The sequence below is a fragment of the Pseudomonas protegens CHA0 genome (assembly GCF_000397205.1).
Classification (GTDB): Bacteria; Pseudomonadota; Gammaproteobacteria; order Pseudomonadales; family Pseudomonadaceae; genus Aquipseudomonas; species Aquipseudomonas protegens.
Window position 1 is genome coordinate 74,610 of sequence record NC_021237.1, and the last position, 17,773, is coordinate 92,382.

The 17,773-nt window shown below is 63.6% G+C and carries 16 protein-coding genes; 9 read left to right on the plus strand and 7 right to left on the minus strand.

Features of this window, described 5'->3' with window-relative positions; all coding sequences use genetic code 11:
• Positions 1–34: 34 nt before the first annotated feature.
• Genes znuB through zur form a run of 3 tightly spaced genes read right to left on the minus strand, consistent with a single transcriptional unit; the run spans position 35 to position 2,083 of the window.
• The gene (znuB, locus tag PFLCHA0_RS00390) at positions 35–823 is read right to left on the minus strand and encodes a zinc ABC transporter permease subunit ZnuB (protein ID WP_011058464.1); all 789 of its coding nucleotides are present in this window, start codon (positions 821–823) and stop codon (positions 35–37) included.
• Positions 816–1,601, minus strand: coding sequence for a zinc ABC transporter ATP-binding protein ZnuC (gene znuC, locus PFLCHA0_RS00395; RefSeq protein ID WP_011058465.1), 786 nt, complete (start codon positions 1,599–1,601; stop codon positions 816–818). The genes znuB and znuC overlap by 8 nt, the downstream gene beginning before the upstream one ends.
• Positions 1,601–2,083 (minus strand): zinc uptake transcriptional repressor Zur, encoded by a 483-nt coding sequence (gene zur / locus PFLCHA0_RS00400; RefSeq protein ID WP_011058466.1) that lies wholly within the window; start codon positions 2,081–2,083, stop codon positions 1,601–1,603. Before zur ends, znuC begins: the two co-directional genes overlap by 1 nt.
• 66 nt (positions 2,084–2,149) lie before the next feature.
• On the opposite strand from zur, the gene PFLCHA0_RS00405 reads away from it, so the two are divergent.
• Positions 2,150–3,070: a zinc ABC transporter substrate-binding protein gene (locus tag PFLCHA0_RS00405; protein ID WP_041751896.1), complete on the plus strand. Its 921-nt coding sequence runs from the start codon at positions 2,150–2,152 to the stop codon at positions 3,068–3,070.
• 90 nt (positions 3,071–3,160) lie between these two features.
• Here PFLCHA0_RS00405 and PFLCHA0_RS00410 read toward each other — a convergent pair whose 3' ends face one another.
• Positions 3,161–4,111, minus strand: a complete 951-nt coding sequence (locus PFLCHA0_RS00410) for a homoserine kinase (RefSeq protein WP_015633651.1) — start codon at positions 4,109–4,111, stop codon at positions 3,161–3,163.
• Positions 4,112–4,176: 65 nt separating this feature from the next.
• Entirely contained in the window at positions 4,177–4,464 is a 288-nt protein-coding gene (locus tag PFLCHA0_RS00415) for a DUF2782 domain-containing protein (RefSeq protein WP_011058469.1), read from the minus strand.
• Between the two features lie 74 nt (positions 4,465–4,538).
• Between PFLCHA0_RS00415 and polA the strand changes: the two genes are divergently transcribed.
• Positions 4,539–7,331, plus strand: coding sequence for a DNA polymerase I (gene polA / locus PFLCHA0_RS00420; protein ID WP_015633652.1), 2,793 nt, complete (start codon positions 4,539–4,541; stop codon positions 7,329–7,331).
• 415 nt (positions 7,332–7,746) lie between these two features.
• Here polA and yihA read toward each other — a convergent pair whose 3' ends face one another.
• Positions 7,747–8,388, minus strand: a complete 642-nt coding sequence (gene yihA / locus PFLCHA0_RS00425) for a ribosome biogenesis GTP-binding protein YihA/YsxC (protein ID WP_011058471.1) — start codon at positions 8,386–8,388, stop codon at positions 7,747–7,749.
• Positions 8,389–8,579: 191 nt separating this feature from the next.
• On the opposite strand from yihA, the gene PFLCHA0_RS00430 reads away from it, so the two are divergent.
• The 7 genes from PFLCHA0_RS00430 to PFLCHA0_RS00460 all read left to right on the plus strand — a co-directional run bounded on the left by PFLCHA0_RS00430 (position 8,580) and on the right by PFLCHA0_RS00460 (position 15,984).
• Positions 8,580–8,870 carry a c-type cytochrome gene (locus PFLCHA0_RS00430; RefSeq protein ID WP_015633654.1) on the plus strand — a complete coding sequence of 97 codons (291 nt, stop codon included), beginning with the start codon at positions 8,580–8,582 and terminating at the stop codon, positions 8,868–8,870.
• Positions 8,871–8,915: 45 nt separating this feature from the next.
• The gene (locus PFLCHA0_RS00435) at positions 8,916–9,521 is read left to right on the plus strand and encodes a c-type cytochrome (RefSeq protein ID WP_011058472.1); all 606 of its coding nucleotides are present in this window, start codon (positions 8,916–8,918) and stop codon (positions 9,519–9,521) included.
• Positions 9,522–9,718: 197 nt separating this feature from the next.
• Complete coding sequence (locus PFLCHA0_RS00440; protein WP_011058473.1) at positions 9,719–10,348, plus strand: thiol:disulfide interchange protein DsbA/DsbL; 630 nt, start codon at positions 9,719–9,721, stop codon at positions 10,346–10,348.
• A gap of 12 nt (positions 10,349–10,360) precedes the next feature.
• Positions 10,361–11,239: an endonuclease/exonuclease/phosphatase family protein gene (locus tag PFLCHA0_RS00445; protein WP_011058474.1), complete on the plus strand. Its 879-nt coding sequence runs from the start codon at positions 10,361–10,363 to the stop codon at positions 11,237–11,239.
• Positions 11,236–13,407, plus strand: a complete 2,172-nt coding sequence (locus PFLCHA0_RS00450) for a GGDEF domain-containing protein (protein WP_015633655.1) — start codon at positions 11,236–11,238, stop codon at positions 13,405–13,407. The genes PFLCHA0_RS00445 and PFLCHA0_RS00450 overlap by 4 nt, the downstream gene beginning before the upstream one ends.
• A 101-nt stretch (positions 13,408–13,508) precedes the next feature.
• Positions 13,509–14,288, plus strand: a complete 780-nt coding sequence (locus PFLCHA0_RS00455) for an N-acetylmuramoyl-L-alanine amidase (protein ID WP_015633656.1) — start codon at positions 13,509–13,511, stop codon at positions 14,286–14,288.
• Between the two features lie 76 nt (positions 14,289–14,364).
• Positions 14,365–15,984 (plus strand): EAL domain-containing protein, encoded by a 1,620-nt coding sequence (locus tag PFLCHA0_RS00460; RefSeq protein WP_015633657.1) that lies wholly within the window; start codon positions 14,365–14,367, stop codon positions 15,982–15,984.
• 4 nt (positions 15,985–15,988) lie between these two features.
• Here PFLCHA0_RS00460 and PFLCHA0_RS00465 read toward each other — a convergent pair whose 3' ends face one another.
• Positions 15,989–17,773 carry a KinB sensor domain-containing domain gene (locus PFLCHA0_RS00465; protein ID WP_015633658.1) on the minus strand — a complete coding sequence of 595 codons (1,785 nt, stop codon included), beginning with the start codon at positions 17,771–17,773 and terminating at the stop codon, positions 15,989–15,991.

The window sequence follows — 17,773 nt, forward strand, 5'->3', positions numbered from 1 at the left end:
TGCGACTCTCTAATTGCGCAAAAAGCGAGCAAGTCTACACCCCTCGACGGGGCAGAACAAAACTCAGCAGAAACAGTGTGGCGGCGGTGACCACGATCGACGGCCCGGCCGGTGTGTCCTTGAACCAGGACAGCGCCAGCCCGCCGCACACCGCGAGCATGCCCAGCAGGCTGGCGCCCAGGGCCATCTGCTCCGGCGAGCGGGCGTGACGCTGTGCCGCAGCGGCCGGGATGATCAGCAGCGAGGTGATCAGCAACACCCCGACAATCTTCATGGCCACGGCAATCACCACGGCGATCAGCAGCATCAGCGCCAGGCGCAGCGAGGCCACAGGCAGGCCTTCGACCCTGGCCAGCTCCTCGTGCACGGTGATCGCCAGCAAGGGGCGCCACAACGCCACCAGCAGCAACAGCACCGCCGCGCTACCGCCGAGAATCCACGCCAAGTCGCCCGGGCTGATCGCCAGCAGGTCACCGAACAGATAGGCCATCAGGTCGATTCGCACTTCATGCATGAAGCTTAGTACCACCAGGCCCAGAGACAGGGTGCTGGGTGCAAGAATCCCCAGCAGCGTGTCGGAAGCCAGGGGTTGGCGCTGTTGCAGGGTCACCAGTAGCACCGCCAGCAGCAGGCAGCCGACCGTGACCGCTACCGCCGGGCTGACATCCAGCAGAAAGCCCAGGGCCACGCCGAGCAGCGCGGCGTGGGACAGGGTATCGCCGAAATAGGCCATGCGACGCCAGACCACGAAGGACCCCAAGGGGCCGGCAACCACCGCCAGGGCCAGGCCTGCGAGCAGGGCGTAGAGCAGAAAATCAGCCATGCTTGCAGTTTTCTCCATGGACATGGGCGTGGCCCGAAGCGGGCTGGGTGACGACCGAACCATGCAGGTCGTGGGCATGGTCGTGATGGTGGTGGTAGATCGCCAGGCTCGGTGCGTTCTTGCCGAACAGCTCGACGAAGGCCGGGTCGCCGCTGACCTGCTCGGGGTGGCCAGAGCAGCAGACGTGGCGATTGAGGCAGACCACCTGATCGGTGGTGCTCATCACCAGGTGCAGGTCGTGGGAGACCATCAGCACGCCGCAGCCGTGACGGTCGCGCAGGCGGGTAATCAGGCTGTAGAGCTCGGCCTGGCCGGCCACGTCGACGCCTTGCACCGGTTCATCGAGCACCAGCAGCTCCGGCTCGCGCAGCAGCGCCCGGGCCAGCAGCACGCGCTGCATCTCGCCACCGGAGATGCTCTGCACCGGGCTGTCGATCACCTGCTCGGCACCTACTTCCTTGAGCGCTGCCAGCGCCCGGGTACGGTCCACTCCCGGCACCAGGCGCAGAAAGCGCAGCACCGACAGCGGCAAGGTCGGGTCCACATGAAGCTTCTGCGGCATATAGCCCACCCGCAGTTTGGGCTTGCGCCAGACACTGCCGGTGTCGGGCTTGAGCAGGCCGAGCACGGCGCGCACCAGCGTGGTCTTGCCGGCGCCATTGGGGCCGATCAGGGTGACGATCTGGCCGGGTTCGACGCTGAGCTGGATGTTCTCCAGCACGTTCTGCCCGGCAAAGGTCACCCCGACCTGCTCGAGGCGGATCAACGCATTGCTCATCAAGCCCCCTGGCAGCCCGAGCAGAGCCCGACCACTTCGACGGTCTGGCCCTCGACCACGAAGCCGACGTCGCGGGCGCTGCTGATGATGGCGTCGCTGATGGATTTCTGTTCCAGCTCGATGGCGGCGTGGCATTCGCGGCAGATCAGGAACTGGCCCTGGTGCGCGTGCTCGGGGTGGTTGCAGCCGACAAAGGCATTGAGCGAGGCGATGCGGTGCACCAGGCCGTTTTCCAGGAGGAAATCCAGCGCCCGGTAAACCGTTGGCGGGGCGGCGCGACGGCCGTCCTGCTCGCTGAGCACGGCCAGGATGTCGTAGGCCCCCAGGGGCTTGTGGCTTTGCCACACCAGCTCCAGCACCCGCCGGCGCAGGGCGGTCAGGCGCAGGCCTTGCCGTGCGCACAGGGCGTCGGCCTCAGACAGTGCGCTGTGTACGCAGTGAGAGTGGTCGTGTGGACGGCTGGCAAGGGGTGTTTTAGGCATGAGCGGCGACGAGGTTTGTGAGAGACGTTATTATGTTACCCGTTCTCGCCTCCTCGAGTGTCCATCGTGCCCAGACTTTTTCGCCTTTTTGTCGCTTTTACCTTCAGCCTGTTCGCGATCGGCTCGGCCCAGGCCGAAGTGCGGGTGCTGACCAGCATCAAGCCGCTGCAACTGATTGCCGCCGCCGTGCAGGATGGCGTGGCGGTTCCCGAGGTTTTGCTGCCGCCCGGAGCTTCCCCGCACAACTACGCGCTGCGCCCTTCGGACGTGCGCAAGGTGCAGAGTGTGGACCTGCTGTACTGGATCGGCCCGGACATGGAAGGCTTCCTGCCGCGGGTGCTGAAGGGCCGTAGCCTGCCCTCGGTGGCGGTACAGGACCTGCCGGGCATGAGACTCCGGCACTTTGCCGAAGATAGCCACTCCCACGCTGAAGATGCCGACGAACATGACCATGATCATCGCCCCGGCACCCTGGACGCGCACCTCTGGCTGTCGCCGATCAATGCCCGGGTGATCGCCACCCGCATGGCCGCGGACTTGAGCGCCGCCGACCCGGCCAATGCCGCCCGCTACCAGAACAACCTGAAGGCGTTCAGCGAGCGTCTGGATGCCCTGGATGCTCGCTTAAAAGCCCGCCTGGCGGGGATCGCCGGCAAGCCTTACTTCGTGTTCCACGAAGCTTTCGACTACTTCGAGGACGCCTACGGCCTCAAGCACGCCGGGGTGTTCAGCGTGGCAGCGGAAGTCCAGCCGGGGGCCCAGCACGTCGCCGCCATGCGCGCGCGCTTGCAGCAGGTGGGCAAGACCTGTGTGTTCAGCGAGCCGCCCCTGCGCCCGCGCCTGGCGGAAACCCTGGTGGCCGGCCTGCCGGTGAAACTGGCGGAGCTGGATGCGTTGGGCGGTTACACGCCGGCAACCGCTCAAGGCTATGAGCAGGTGCTGGAGAAGTTGGGGAATGATCTGGCGGGCTGCCTGGAGCAGCTTTAAGCGGGGATTGTTGCGCGATGGCTTTCGCGGGCAAGCCCGCTCCTACAGGTTGAGCGCATCTCTGTAGGAGCGGGCTTGCCCGCGAAGCGTTTACAGGGCGAACGGCAGCGCGATGCTGACCTGTTGCCGCTGCGCCAGGCGCTGCTGGAACTCCATCGGATCGTGAATCAGCACGTCCTGCCCGGCGAAGCTCTCGGCGGCGATCAGCCGCGATAGCCAGAAGCGCACGCAGGCCACCCGCAGCAGGGTCGGCCAGAGTTCGGCCTCTGCCGCAGTGAACGGGCGCAGCGCCGCGTAGGCGCCCAGCAGGGCTCGGGCCCGTTGGCCGTCGAGTACGCCTTCATCGTCGGAGCACCAGTCATTCAGGGCGATCGCCACGTCGTAGAGCATCGGTCCCGAACAGGCGTTGTAGAAGTCGATCAGGCCGGTCAGGTGGGTGCCTTCGAACATGGCGTTGTCGCGAAACAGATCGGCGTGGATGTTGGCCCGGGGCAGGGCGAGGATCTTCACCTTCTGAGCGGCGATTTCATCCAGGGCCCGTTGCAGCAGGTCCTGGGCCGTGGGGGCCAGGTGCGACAGCAGTTGCCTGCCCTCTTCCTGCATCCAGTCCAGGCCGCGATCGGTCTTGCGCTTGATCATGTGGTCCTTGGTGGCCACGTGCAGGTGGCCGAGCAGCTCACCGACCTGGGCACAGTGCTGGGCGTTGGCCTGCTTGATGTGCTTGCCCGCCAGCCGCGGTTGCAGCAGCGCCGGCTTGCCCGCCAGTTCGCGCAGGGCGACGCCGTCGGTGGTGCGCAGGGCATAGGGCACTGGCAGGTTGGCCTGGTGCAGCACGTCCAGCAGTTCAATGAAGAACGGCATTTCCTGGACCGGGCCACGTTCCACCAGGGTCAGGACGAACTCGCCCCGTTCCAGGCTGATGAAGAAGTTGGTGTTTTCGCTACCAGCGGCGATCCCCTGGAAATCAAGCAGGCGGCCGAGCCCATACGGGGCGAGAAAGGTTTCCAGCTCGGGCCGAGCCAGGGGGGTGAACACAGACATGGTTAAAAACTGCCAGTACGGGCGCTGCTATCCAGCCAGCGCCATTGAGTTGAAGTCGGAGTGGTTTACCACTCAAAGATTTTCCACGAAGGGATCAGCATATCCGGCTGATCCGAACGGATGAAGTTGCCGTCCGAGCCATCGGCACGCACCAGGAAGTAGGGTTTGCCGCCCTTTGGCGTGATCTTGATGGCATACAGGAAGCCATTTTGCCGGTATTCCTGGATGGTCTTGTCGCCTTCCGTGCGAATGGTTACTTCCGGGTCCGCTGATGGCGCATCTTCTGCGGCGATCGCGGCCAATGGAGCGATTGCAATCAAGCCGGTCAGCAGCAAGCGATTTAGTGTGCGCATGATAACCTTGTCCCTTTGTCGTCAACGGTCCCGCTATTCTAGCGCCGGACCCGCCGAAAAGGTTGATCCCGCTCATGAGCCAAGCCCCCCTCGTCCTGGTGGACGGTTCTTCATATCTGTACCGCGCGTTCCACGCGCTGCCACCGCTGACCACCTCCAAAGGCCTGCCTACCGGCGCGGTCAAGGGCGTGTTGAACATGCTCAAGAGCCTGCGCAAACAGTACCCGGACAGCCCGTTCGCGGTGGTCTTCGATGCCAAGGGCGGGACCTTCCGCGATGACATGTACGCCGAATACAAGGCCAACCGCCCGAGCATGCCAGACGATATGCGGGTGCAGATCGAGCCGCTGCACGCCAGCGTGATCGCCCTGGGCTTCCCGCTGCTGTGCGTGGAAGGGGTCGAGGCCGATGACGTGATCGGTACCCTGGCCCGCAGCAGCGCCGCGGCGGATCGTCCGGTGGTGATTTCCACTGGCGACAAGGACATGGCACAGCTGGTGGACGGGCACATTACCCTGGTCAACACCATGTCCGGTAGCAGCATGGATGTGGAAGGCGTGAAGGAGAAATTCGGCGTCGCTCCCGAGCAGATCATCGATTACCTGGCGCTGATGGGCGACTCTTCCGACAACATTCCCGGGGTGCCGGGCATTGGTCCGAAGACCGCTTCCGGCCTGCTGGTCGGGGTCAATGGCGGGTTGAAGGAGCTGTACGAACAGCTCGATATCGTACCGACCCTGCCGATCCGCGGGGCCAAGACCTTGCCGGCCAAGCTCGAAGAACACAAGGAAATGGCCTTCCTCTCCTATCAGTTGGCGACCATCAAGGTCGACGTGCCGCTGGATGTCGGGCTCGACGACCTGCACCTGGGCGAGCCGGACCGCGAGAAGCTGGTGGAGCTCTACAGCCTGCTGGAGTTCAAGAGCTGGCTCGACGAGTTGCAGCGCGATGCCAAGCGTGTCGAGCTCAGCGGCGCTGAGGCGGCACCCGCCGCCGTGCCGCCGCCGCAGGCTGTGGAGCAAGCTCCGCTGGAGCTGCAGTACGAAACCATCCTCGACCAGGAGCGTTTCGATGCCTGGCTGGAGAAGCTCAAGGGCGCCAAGCTGATTGCCTTCGATACCGAAACCACCGGGATCGATGCGCAGCAGGCGCAACTGGTGGGCCTGTCCTTCTCGGTCAAGGCCGGCGAAGCGGCCTATGTTCCCCTGGCCCACTCTTACATGGGCGCGCCGGCACAGCTGGATCGCGACAGCGTACTGCTGGCCCTCAAGCCCTTGCTGGAAGATCCCAAGCTGCTCAAGGTCGGCCAGCACGCCAAGTTCGACATGAACATCCTGGCCAACTGTGCCATCGGCGGCGACCAGGCCAATGGCATCACTGTGCGCGGCGTGGCCTTCGATACCATGCTCGAATCCTACGTGCTCAACTCCACCGCCACCCGCCATGACATGGACAGCCTGGCGCAGAAGTACCTGGACCACAGCACTGTGAGTTTCCAGGACATCGCCGGCAAGGGTGCCAAGCAGTTGACCTTCGACCAGATTCCCCTTGAGCAGGCCGGCCCCTACGCCGCGGAAGATGCCGACGTGACCCTGCGCCTGCACCAGGTCCTGTTCGACAAGCTGACCGCGATACCGAGCCTGGCCAGCGTGCTCACCGATATCGAAATGCCTTTGGTGCCGGTCCTGGCGCGCATCGAGCGCCAGGGAGCACTGGTGGACGACAAGCTCCTGGGAGTGCAGAGCATCGAACTGGGGGACAAGATGGTCGCCCTGGAGCGCGAAGCCTTCGAGATCGCCGGCGAGGAGTTCAACCTGGGCTCGCCCAAGCAGCTGGGCAGCATCCTCTACGACAAGCTCGGCCTGCCGGTGCTGAAAAAGACTGCCAAGGGCCAGCCATCCACGGCTGAAGAGGTGCTGGCCAAGCTGGCGGAAGACGACTATCCGCTGCCGCGGGTGCTGATGCAGTACCGTTCCATGAGCAAGCTGAAAAGCACCTATACCGACCGCCTGCCGGAGCAGATCAACCCGCGTACCGGGCGCATTCATACCTCCTATCATCAGGCGGTAGCGTCCACCGGCCGGCTGTCCTCCAGCGATCCGAACCTGCAGAACATTCCGGTACGTACCGCTGAAGGCCGGCGCATTCGCCAGGCCTTCATCGCGCCGCCAGGCTACAAGCTGCTGGCAGCGGACTATTCGCAGATCGAGTTGCGGATCATGGCGCACCTGTCCCGCGATGAAGGTTTGCTCAACGCCTTCCGCAACAACCTGGACGTGCACACCGCCACGGCGGCCGAGGTGTTCAAGGTCGAGCTCAAGGACGTCACTTCCGATCAGCGCCGCAGCGCCAAGGCCATCAACTTCGGCCTGATCTACGGTATGGGCGCGCAGAAGCTGGGCAAGGACATCGGTGTCGATACCAAGCAGGCCAAGGCCTATATCGACACCTACTTCGCGCGTTACCCGGGGGTTCGCGAGTACATGGACCGCACCCGCGCCCAGGCCGCGGACCAGGGTTATGTCGAGACCATCTTCGGTCGCCGCCTGTACCTGCCGGAGATCAACTCCAACAAGCCACAGGAGCGCGCCGGCGCCGAACGCACCGCGATCAATGCGCCGATGCAGGGCACCGCGGCAGACATCATCAAGAAAGCCATGGTGGCCGTGGACAACTGGCTGGAGTCCTCGGGGCTGGATGCCCGAGTGATTCTCCAGGTGCACGACGAACTGGTGCTGGAAGTGCGCGAGGACCTGGTGGACCAGGTTCGTGAGGAAATTCGCGGGCACATGAGCGGTGCCGCGACCCTGGATGTGCCGCTATTGGTGGAAGTGGGGGTGGGAAATAACTGGGATGAGGCCCATTAAGGGCACTTTTCAGGTGTTTTTGCCGCGGCATAGTGTCGCGGCAAAAACTAGCGAAGAGCTATTAGCACCGAAAATTTCATCGATTATTGCCAATAGTTTTTGCAACCGGCCGGAACTAAATAGGTGAACGCCCACTCAGAGTTACTGAATGGCTGGTGAAGCCCTTCGATGCTCCTATGTTGTGTTAAGTGTTGGCAGATATCTGGACCCCGCCCTAGCGGTCTAGAACTTGAACCCCGAACTTCCCCCTCCCCATACGAAGTCCGGGGTTTTTTTTGCCTGAAAACCGCCTGGGAAATGATCATGCGGCGTTAAAAGCGCGGCGCGAAATGCTCATTTACAGCCAGTAAACTTCGCTTTCGCACCGCGCTTTTGCCTTGCCTGATCATCCCCCAGGCAATTTTCCCTACGTCTCTCAGGCCTCGGCTTCGGCGCCTTTGTCGGCCAGTTCCATCCAGCCCGCCAGCACGGTGTAGGCCTCTTCCAGGCCCATGCGCTTGGGGGCCGAGAACAGTTGGATGGTGACGGCTTCGCCCCAGCCCTTGCGGATCTGCGACTGCACCTTGAGCAGGGTGTTCTTGGCCGCGCCGTAGGTCAGTTTGTCGGCCTTGGTCAGCAGGATGTGCATCGGCATGCCGCTGGCGACCGCCCAGTCCAGCATCAGCAGGTCGAAGTCGGTCATGGGATGACGGATATCCATCATCAGGATCAGGCCCTTAAGGCTCTCGCGGCTGCCCAGGTAGGCTTCCAGGTGACGCTGCCAGTGTTGCTTGAGCGGGATTGGCACTTTGGCGTAACCGTAGCCCGGCAGGTCGACCAGACGGCGATCGTCGTCTAGCTTGAAGAAGTTCAACAACTGCGTGCGACCCGGAGTTTTCGAGGTGCGTGCCAGGCTGGCGTGGGTCAGGGTGTTCAGGGCGCTGGATTTGCCGGCGTTGGAACGCCCGGCAAAGGCCACTTCGAAGCCTTCATCGTCAGGGCATTGATCGACTTTGGCGGCGCTGAGCATGAACGTAGCCTGTTGGCACAGACCGAGGATGGGGTTCTTGAGTTGCATGGGATTTCCGATTGGGGCGATGCCGAGAGTGGACGCGGCGAGCGGTGTCATTTCCGTTTCAGTAACGCCAGTATATAATGCCGCAGATTTTGTGTGCGCTTTGTCCCAGCGTAGGATGAAGTTCACGAGAGCGATAAACCTTGAATGCGCATTAGAACGCACCACGCTCTCAACCCTGAAAAGGTCGTTTTATGACGAAATGGCTGCTAGCTGCCGGTGTCTTGATGCCGTTTTACGGCGCTCAGGCTACACAGGATCCGGAAGCTGTGTACAACCGTGTTTGTGGGGCTTGTCATTCCGGCCAACTACCCACGGCGCCCCGCAAGGGCGACCAGGAAGCTTGGGCGCCGAGGTTGGCGCAAGGTATGGAGACGCTGGTGCAACACGTGACCCAGGGTTTCAAGGCGATGCCGCCGCGTGGTTTGTGCATGGACTGCAGTGCCGAGGATTACCGAGTCATCATCCATTGGATGAGCGAGTGATCCCGGTCCATAACTCTTAACCCTTAGCCGTAGTTGGATTAGCTGATGAACAAATTACTCGTGAGTCTGCTGTTGACCTTGGGCATCACAGGTGTCGCCCATGCCGCAGGCGACGCTGCTGCCGGTCAGGCGAAAGCCGCAGTCTGTGGTGCTTGCCACGGCCCTGATGGGAACAGCATGGCGCCAAACTTTCCCAAGCTGGCGGGTCAGGGGGAAAAGTACCTGAACAAGCAGTTGCACGATATCAAGTCCGGCAAGCGCCAGGTGCTGGAGATGACAGGCCTGTTGACCAACCTGAGCGATCAGGACCTGGCTGACATCGCCGCCTACTTCGCCAGCCAGAAAGGCAGCGTCGGCGCAGCAGATCCTAAAGTCGTGGCCCGTGGTGAAGAACTGTTCCGTGGCGGCAAGCTCGACCAGGGCATGCCTGCCTGCACCGGTTGCCACTCGCCAAACGGTGCGGGTAACGCAGCAGCCGGCTTCCCCCATCTGGGCGGCCAGCACGCACAGTACGTGGCCAAGCAGCTGACCGACTTCCGCGAAGGCAACCGTACCAACGACGGCGATACCCTGGTGATGCGCAGCATCGCTGGCAAGCTGAGCAACAAAGACATCGAAGCGGTGTCCAGCTATATTCAGGGCCTGCACTGAGGCCGGCTCGATCAGCGTTGCCCAAGGTGCTAAGCCACGGCAACGTTAATGATCGATTAATCTGACGGTGCAAGCATAAAGGGTGGCTCAGGCCGCCCTTTTTTATGGCGTCTGCCGCTACACTAGCGAACTCAAGCCCGCCAAGACCTGGCCGAATTCAGGTCGAGCGAGGCGCCAAAATTGTCCAGGAGTAAAGCATGCGTAATCTGATTCTCAGCGCCGCACTCGTCACCGCCAGCCTGTTTGGCGTGACCGCTCAAGCGGCCGAACCGCTTGAAGCCGGTAAACAATATGTCGAGTTGAGCAGCGCCGTTCCGGTTGCCGTGCCAGGCAAGATCGAAGTGGTTGAGCTGTTCTGGTATGGCTGCCCGCACTGCTACGCTTTCGAACCCACCATCAATCCTTGGGCTGAAAAACTCCCGGCCGACGTCAACTTCGTCCGTATCCCGGCCATGTTCGGCGGTATCTGGAACATCCATGGCCAGCTGTTCATCACCCTTGAAGCCATGGGTGTCGAGCACAAGGTGCACAAGGCCGTATTCGAAGCCATCCATGGCGGCAAGAAGCTCGCTACTCCTGAAGAGATGGCCGAGTTCCTGGCTGGCGAAGGCGTCGACAAGGACAAGTTCCTGAGCACCTACAATTCCTTCGCCGTCAAAGGCAAGGTCGAAGACGCCAAGAAAAAGGCCCAGGCCTACCAGATCACCGGCGTACCGACCATGGTGGTCAACGGCAAGTATCGTTTCGACCTGGGCACCGCCGGTGGTCCTGAAGGCGCGCTGAGCGTGGCTGACCAGTTGATCGCCAAAGAGCGCGCAGCCAAGTAAGCGCCCGCCGCCATGCCGCGCTGGAGCTCGGAACGCATCGTTGGCCTGCATGATCCGCAGGTCAACGAGCACCATTTGGCGTCGTCCGGCCTGCCGGCAGACAGTCGTCTGCGCTTGCTCAGTTTCAATATCCAGGTCGGTATCAGCACCGAACGTTATCGCCATTACCTGACTCGTGGTTGGCAGCACCTGCTGCCCCATCATGGGCGTGCCGACAATCTGCAGAAAATCGGCAACCTGCTTGGCGATTTCGACCTGGTGGCCCTGCAGGAGGCCGATGGCGGCAGCCTGCGCTCCGGCTACGTCAATCAGGTGGAACACCTGGCCCAACTGGGCGCCTTCCCCTACTGGTACCAACAGCTCAATCGCAACCTGGGACGCCTGGCTCAGCACAGCAATGGCGTGCTCAGCCGCCTGCGCCCCTGGGCCATCGAAGACCACCCGCTGCCTGGCCCCAAGGGGCGCGGCGCGATCCTCGTGCGTTTTGGCGAGGGTCCCGAGGCACTGGTGGTGGTGATGATGCATCTGGCGCTCGGTGCCCGCACCCGAACCCGGCAACTGGCGTACATCCGCGAGTTGATCGGCGGCTACAAGCATCAGGTGCTGATGGGGGACATGAACACCCATGCCAGCGACCTGCTGGAGCATTCCCCTCTAAGGGACCTCAGCCTCTTGGCGCCGCAACTGCAGGCGACCTTTCCCAGCTGGCGTCCGCAACGTTGCCTGGACCATATTCTGCTCAGCCCCAGCCTGACCCTGGAGCGCGTGGAGGTCCTGGCCCAACCCATATCCGATCACCTGCCGGTCGCGGTAGAGATTCGTCTGCCGGGTTCGCTCACGGCTGATGCATTGCCCGCGTTGAGTCCTGCCCCTCGCGGAACCGATGAATGAGCGACGACGCCAATCGCTGGAAAGAGAAATACCTCAAAAGTATCGAACAGCAGGAAAAGCTCGAACGCCGATGGGCGGCCCGTCTCGACTTGCTGCGTCGTGGCCTGGTACGCAGCACCCTGGCGGCGGAGGGCACCGATCGCGCGGTCGACCAGTGCATGAAGGAAATGCGCGAGGTGGTACGCACCGACGACATGGACGCCGGACTTGCTGCCCTTCTGCCGCGTCTGGAAAAAGCCGTGCTGGACTCCGAGCAGCGGCGGGAAACCCGGGTCGAGCAGATGAGCAGCGCGCTGACGGCGCTGGTCAGCCAGTTGCAGTCCCTGCCCCTGCCCCGGGAGGTCAGCCGTCCGCTGAAAGCCTTTGCCAAGCAACTGGATGGCCGGGTTGGCCAGGCGCGGGAAATTCCCTTGCTGCTCGGCGAACTGAGCAGCCTGCAGGGCAAGGCCCTGAGCCAGCTGGAAACCCCGGCCGAACCCGACCGCCCAAGCCTGTTGCAGCGCCTGTTCGGCAGCCGCGAGGCGAGCGAGACGCCAGCCCCGGCGGAGGAAGCTGTTGCGACGAATCCGCCGCTCCCGGCAGCCGCGGCTGAGGCTCATCCACAAGCCGAGGAAGCCCCAGCACCGGAGGATGGCGCGCGCGAGCACTATCAGACGCCGACCCAGGCCTTGCCTGAGGCGGTTTCGGCGCCTGCCGCGCCCGCCACGGCACAGCCCGAAGCGCAGCTCGAACCTGAGCCGGTTGCCAGCGACGAGCCGGAGGTTGCTGCAGTGCCCGCTCCGGCCCCGGTGGTGGCGTTCGTGCCTCCGGTACTGGTGCAGGAGGCGCCCGCCGAGCCTGTACCCGCTATCGAGGTCGAACCTCAAGCCACCATTTCGCCTGTCGCGGAGCCACAAGCGCACGTTGATCCCGGGGTGGTCGCCGCTTCCGATTCGCCGCTCGCGCCTGTTGCCGAAGCCGCGCTCAATCCCGACGAGTTGGTGCCCCTGCCGACGGTTTCCCCGGCAGTGCTGCTGGACAGCCTGCCCCTGCCGGCAGTCATGGCCGAGGCCCTGGCCGCCATCGATCCGGAGCAGTCGGAGCACGATGTGCTCTACGCTCTGCCGGATTCGCCCGAGCCCTCCTACAGTTCGGTGGCCAAGCACATCGAGCACACCTTGCTGGGGCTGCTCGACGACCTGAGCCTGCCGGAGCGCCACCGGCCACAGGCCGAGGCCATGCGCGATCGTCTGCAGCATGGGTTGAACTGGTACGAATTGCTGCCGATCCTCGACGATCTGGCGGTGTTGATGCTGGCCATCACCGACTCTGGCCAGCATGAGTTCGAGACCTACCTCAAGCAGCTCAACGAGCGCCTGGAGGCCTTCCAGAGCAACCTGCAGGCGGCCAGCGACGGCCATGCCGACAGCAGTTCGGCAGCACGGGCCATGGACAGCCAGATCCGTGAACAGGTCGACGGCCTGCAAAGCAGCGTGCAGGAGGCCGCCGACCTGGATGACCTCAAGCAAGTGCTGGAAAGCCACCTGGAGGGCCTGCTGGGCACCATGGACCACCACCAGAAGCAGCGCGACGAGCGTGAACGGGAAGTGGCCGCCCGCCTGCAAAGCCTGGCGGAGCGGGTTTCGAGCATGGAGCAGGAAGCCCAGGGCTACCGTGAGCACCTGGAAGAGCAGCGGCAGAAGGCGCTGATCGATCCGCTCACCGGCCTGCCCAACCGGGCTGCCTGGAGCGAACGCCTGGAACATGAAGTCGGCCAATGGCAACAACATGGCAACAGCCTGCTGCTGGCCATGCTCGATCTCGATCATTTCAAGCGGATCAACGACAACTACGGTCACCTGGCCGGTGACAAGGTGTTGAAGATCATCGCCAACGTACTGCGCAAACGCCTGCGAGGCAGCGATTTCATCGCACGTTTCGGTGGCGAGGAGTTTGTTCTGCTGCTGCCCAACACCCCCTGGCCGGTGGGCGTGCGCATTGTGGAAGCCTTGCGCGCGGCAATCGAGGCGTGCCCGTTCCATTTCAAGGGCGAGCCGGTGACCATCACCGTGTCCGTCGGGCTGAGTGCGTTCAAGGCCGGTGATCGCAGCGATCTGGTGATCAAAAGAGCCGATCAGGCGCTGTACCGGGCCAAGGATGCCGGCCGTAACCGGGTGGAAGCTGGTTGAGGAGCCAGCACTTTGCTGAATGAAAGCGCGGTTTTGCCCATGATCGCCAGGGCAGTACGTTACACTGTTGCATTATCGTCTTCAGCGTACTGCCTTTTGCCATGAAACTTCTTGCTCTTGCCCTCTCCCTGCTGATCCTCGCCGGCTGCGCCAGCGGCCCGCGCATCGACACCAGCCACCCGTCGGTCAATTACGATCAGCGCGCCCAGTTCATCATCGTCCACTACACCTCGGCATCGCTGGAGCGCTCCCTGGCCCTATTGACCCATGGCCAGGTCAGCAGCCACTACCTGATCGGCGATGACAAGTCCGCCACCATCTACAAGCTGGTGGACGAGCAATACCGTGCCTGGCATGCCGGCGACAGCCAGTGGCAGGGCCGGACCTGGCTCAACTCCAGTTCCATTGGCATCGAGATCGTCAACCCGGGGTTCCGCGATGGCCCCAGCGGGCGGCTCTGGTACCCCTACAGCGAAGCGCAGATCCAGAACCTGATCGTGCTGCTCAAGGACATCAGCAAGCGCAACAACATCTCGCCGCGCCACATCATTGGCCACAGCGATATCGCCCCCATGCGCAAGCTGGATCCGGGCCCGTTGTTTCCCTGGAAACGCCTGGCCGAGGCCGGCCTGGGCCTGTGGCCCGATGCCCAGGCAGTGGCACGCCAGCAGGCGTTCTTTACCGTGAGCCCGCCGAGCATCGGTTGGTACCAGCAGCAACTGGCCCAGCTGGGTTACGCCACGCCGCAGACCGGCGAGCTGGACAAGGCGACCCGTAACATCCTGGCCGCGTTCCAGATGCACTACCGGCCGGGGCGTTTCGATGGCACGCCGGACGCAGAAAGTGCGGCCATCCTGATGGTGCTCAACCAGACAAAATAATGACGCCGCCGGACGGTTGGGGCCGATTGTCCAATCAGTTGCTATAACTCATTGGTAATCCTTCGGATCTCCCACGATGCCGGCCGCTCGCGAGCCCTTGCGTACCTGGTTCCATCGCCCCTGGACGCTGGCGATGCTGGCGGCTGTGCTGAGTGCGGTGATTTTGCTGCTGGGCAGCGCCGGGCTGGCCATGCACCAGGTCCAGCAACGGGAAAGCGAGCAGATGAACGCCCAAGGGCAGCGTTTCCTGGAGCGGCTGGAGCAGTTGTTCGGGCAACTGCGCGAAGGTCTCGACGTGCTGGAGGCGCAGCCGCTGCGCGAGTGCAACGCCGATCTCATCGCAGCTCTGCAGCAGGTCAGCTACAGCTATCGCTTCATTTATGAAGCGGCCTACAGGGACGCCACCCATACCTGTTCCAACTGGCCACGGCAGAACCTCCTGCCGGCGGCCAGGCCGCCGGATATCCGCGGGCCGACCTACAGCTACTGGCTCAACACCTCGACCCAGCCCAATGAGAACCTTGCTGCCCTGATGCTGGGGCGCGGCAACTTTCGCGTGGCCACTTCCCGCGGGCACCTGACCGATGTGGTCGATCTGCCTGCCGGTGGCAGCCTAATGGTGGTGGTGGATCATGGTGCCCGGGCGATACCGGTGCTCGGCCCGGCCCGTGCCTGGCCCCCCGCACAGCCCTGGCGGGGGGGCCGCGACGGGCCCTTGCAGGTCACCCCGGACCTGCTGATCTATCGCATGCCCACTCGCAACCCCGAGTACCAACTGGTGCTGATCACCCCCCGCGCCAGCCTGCAGGGCGAAGTGCTCGACGGTTGGTGGTGGTTGCTGCCCTCCAGCCTGGTGCTGGCGCTGTTCATCGGTGGGTTGGTGTATCAGTTGGTCCGCCAGCGCCAGTCCCTGGGGGCGGAGCTGCAAGGGGCCCTGCGCCGCGGCGAGCTGCAGGTGCTGTACCAGCCGATCTTCGATCTCAGTAGCCGGCTCTGCGTGGGGGCCGAGGCCCTGCTGCGCTGGCGCCGCCCGGACGGTACCCTGACCAGCCCTGACCTGTTCATCCCGCTGGCAGAGAACACCGGGCAGATCCGCCAGATCACCGACTTCGTCCTGCAGCGCCTGCTGGAGCAACTGGGGCATGTGCTACGGGCCAATCCCCAGTTGTACATCTCAGTCAACCTGGCGGCCTGCGACGTGATGGTCCCGCGGATCGGCATGGTCATGGCGCGGCTGCTGGCCACGCATCGGGTAGCGGCCCGGCAGATCGCCTTCGAGGTCACCGAGCGTGGGCTGATCGATGTGGTGGTGGCGCGCAACAACCTGCAGGCCCTGCGCGATGTCGGGCATCAGGTGCTGATCGACGATTTCGGCACCGGCTATTGCAGCCTGGCCTACCTGCAGAGCCTGCCGGTGGATTGCCTGAAGATCGACAAGGCGTTCATCGATGCCCTGGGGCACGATGCCGCCAGCAGCGGCGTGGCGCCGCACATCATTCGCATGGCCCACGCATTGAAACTCAAGGTGATTGCCGAGGGCATCGAGTTCGAGGACCAGGCGCTGCTGCTCAGCAGCGAGGGCGTGAGCTTCGGCCAGGGCTGGCTGTTCGCCCATGCCCTGAGTGCCTTGCAGTTCACTGAGCTGATTACCCGTGGCCGACGGCTGGTGGCCAGGCGCCTGGATGATGAAGCATGAAGCCCTAGAGCGGCAGGGCCAGATAGAACTGGGTGCCCTGCCCGGGCCTTGAGTAGACGCCCATGCGCCCGCCATGCAGCTGAACGATCTCCTTGCACAGCGCCAGCCCGAGGCCGGCACCGCCCTTCTTGCGGCCCACCTGGACGAAAGGTTCGAAGATCCGCCCTTGCTGGCCATAGGCGATACCCTCGCCATTGTCTTCGACGCTGACGATCACCCGCTCGCCATGGCGCCGCGCCTGCAGGCGGATCTGGCCCTCGCTGGCGGTGTGGCGCAAGGCGTTGTCGATCAGGTTGTCCAGCACCCGCTCCAGTTGTGCGCGGTCGGCATGCAGCCGTGGCAACGGCGCCTGGATCTCCAGCAGCAGGTCGATGCCCTGCTGTTGGGCCTGCTCGCTGAAGCGGCCCTGGGCCTGCACCAGCAGCTCTTCCAGGGGGCAGGGAGCGAGGGTGAGTTTCTGCAGGCCGTTCTGATAGCGGGAAAAATTCAGCAGGTCGTTGATCAACTGCATCAGGCGCTGCATTTCCTCGTTGACCGTATTGAGCAGGTCGGTTTCCCGGGACTCCTCGGGAAAGTGCAGGCGTTCCTGAAGCAGCCCGAAGGCCATGTGCATGCCGGTGACCGGGGTACGCAGTTCGTGGGAGGCGCGCAGCACGAACTCACTGCGCACTCGTTCGAACGCCCGTTGCTCGGTGACATCGTGCAGCACCATCACGGCGCCGAGAATATGGCCCTGGGTATGGCTGACGGGGGTCAGGCTGTAGGTCAGCAGGCGCGACTCGCCGTCGACCTCGATATCCAGGTCGTCCGGCGCCCGTTCCAGGTTGCCGCCGCGCAATACCAGCTGTAGCTGCTCATCCAGCTCCGGGCGTTGCAGGGCACTGCCCAGGCCCTGGCCGAGGCGCTCCTGGTCCCAGCCCAGCTGGCGCTGGGCCACGGGGTTGAGGTGTTCCAGGCGGCCCTGGCGGTCGATCATCAGCAAGCCGTCGTCAATACTGTCGAGCACGGCCTGCAGGCGCTGCTGGCCGGCCAGCAGCTCATCGACATTGGTTGCCTGATGCTGGCGCAGGGCCTCGGCCATGATGCCGAAGCGCCGGGTCAGCAGGTTCATCTCCGCCGCCGCCGAAATGGGCAGGGTGACGTCGAAATTGCCTTCGCCAATCTTGTCCGCAGCCTTGGCCAGGGCTTCGATCGGCCCGCCAAAGCGCCGGGCGATGGCATGGGCCGTGACGAAGCCGATGATCAGCACCGCCAGGGCCACCAGGCCCAGAAGGCCGGCCACCAGCCATGCACGGTTGCGGGCCTGCTGCTCCACCTGGCTGATGTTGTCCAGGGCGCGCTTGTGTTCGGTGATCAGCCCGCCGCGCAAGGCGTTGAAGCGCTCGGTCAGCTCGTTGTTGTCATGCAGCCCGCTTGCGGTGCTGTTGCGCTCGAAGGCCTGGTAGAAGCTCAGGTAGTCGCTACGCGCCTGCTGGAAGCCACTTTGTACCTGGGTCTGCCGATCATGGGCGATGCCTTCGTCGAGCAGCTCCAGATAATGCTGCCGGGAGGTTTCCAGGGCGGCGCGGTCCGGCTGCTTGCCGAGCATGATGATCAGCTGGTCGCCCAGGGTCTGGCGCAGCTTGAGGCCCAGGTCCAGGGTGATGAAGTTGTTGCGGATCAGCGATTCCTGGGTGCTGGCCATCTGCATCACGCTGACCAGCCCGAGCACCAGGCCCAAGAGGGCCACGGTGATCAGGGCCGAGATGCTCAGAAACAGCCGGGTGCGCAGTTTCATCGCTAACTTCAT

Excerpts from the sequence above, each read along its gene's own strand:
- PFLCHA0_RS00440 (WP_011058473.1), top strand. The coding sequence starts at position 9,719 with ATGCGTAATCTGATTCTCAGCGCCGCACTCGTCACCGCCAGCCTGTTT.
- yihA (WP_011058471.1), bottom strand. The coding sequence starts at position 8,388 with ATGCAACTCAAGAACCCCATCCTCGGTCTGTGCCAACAGGCTACGTTC.
- PFLCHA0_RS00460 (WP_015633657.1), top strand. The coding sequence starts at position 14,365 with ATGCCGGCCGCTCGCGAGCCCTTGCGTACCTGGTTCCATCGCCCCTGG.
- zur (WP_011058466.1), bottom strand. The coding sequence starts at position 2,083 with ATGCCTAAAACACCCCTTGCCAGCCGTCCACACGACCACTCTCACTGC.
- PFLCHA0_RS00455 (WP_015633656.1), top strand. The coding sequence starts at position 13,509 with ATGAAACTTCTTGCTCTTGCCCTCTCCCTGCTGATCCTCGCCGGCTGC.
- PFLCHA0_RS00450 (WP_015633655.1), top strand. The coding sequence starts at position 11,236 with ATGAGCGACGACGCCAATCGCTGGAAAGAGAAATACCTCAAAAGTATC.
- znuB (WP_011058464.1), bottom strand. The coding sequence starts at position 823 with ATGGCTGATTTTCTGCTCTACGCCCTGCTCGCAGGCCTGGCCCTGGCG.
- PFLCHA0_RS00445 (WP_011058474.1), top strand. The coding sequence starts at position 10,361 with ATGCCGCGCTGGAGCTCGGAACGCATCGTTGGCCTGCATGATCCGCAG.
- znuC (WP_011058465.1), bottom strand. The coding sequence starts at position 1,601 with ATGAGCAATGCGTTGATCCGCCTCGAGCAGGTCGGGGTGACCTTTGCC.
- polA (WP_015633652.1), top strand. The coding sequence starts at position 4,539 with ATGAGCCAAGCCCCCCTCGTCCTGGTGGACGGTTCTTCATATCTGTAC.
- PFLCHA0_RS00430 (WP_015633654.1), top strand. The coding sequence starts at position 8,580 with ATGACGAAATGGCTGCTAGCTGCCGGTGTCTTGATGCCGTTTTACGGC.
- PFLCHA0_RS00410 (WP_015633651.1), bottom strand. The coding sequence starts at position 4,111 with ATGTCTGTGTTCACCCCCCTGGCTCGGCCCGAGCTGGAAACCTTTCTC.
- PFLCHA0_RS00465 (WP_015633658.1), bottom strand. The coding sequence starts at position 17,773 with ATGAAGTTAGCGATGAAACTGCGCACCCGGCTGTTTCTGAGCATCTCG.
- PFLCHA0_RS00415 (WP_011058469.1), bottom strand. The coding sequence starts at position 4,464 with ATGCGCACACTAAATCGCTTGCTGCTGACCGGCTTGATTGCAATCGCT.
- PFLCHA0_RS00435 (WP_011058472.1), top strand. The coding sequence starts at position 8,916 with ATGAACAAATTACTCGTGAGTCTGCTGTTGACCTTGGGCATCACAGGT.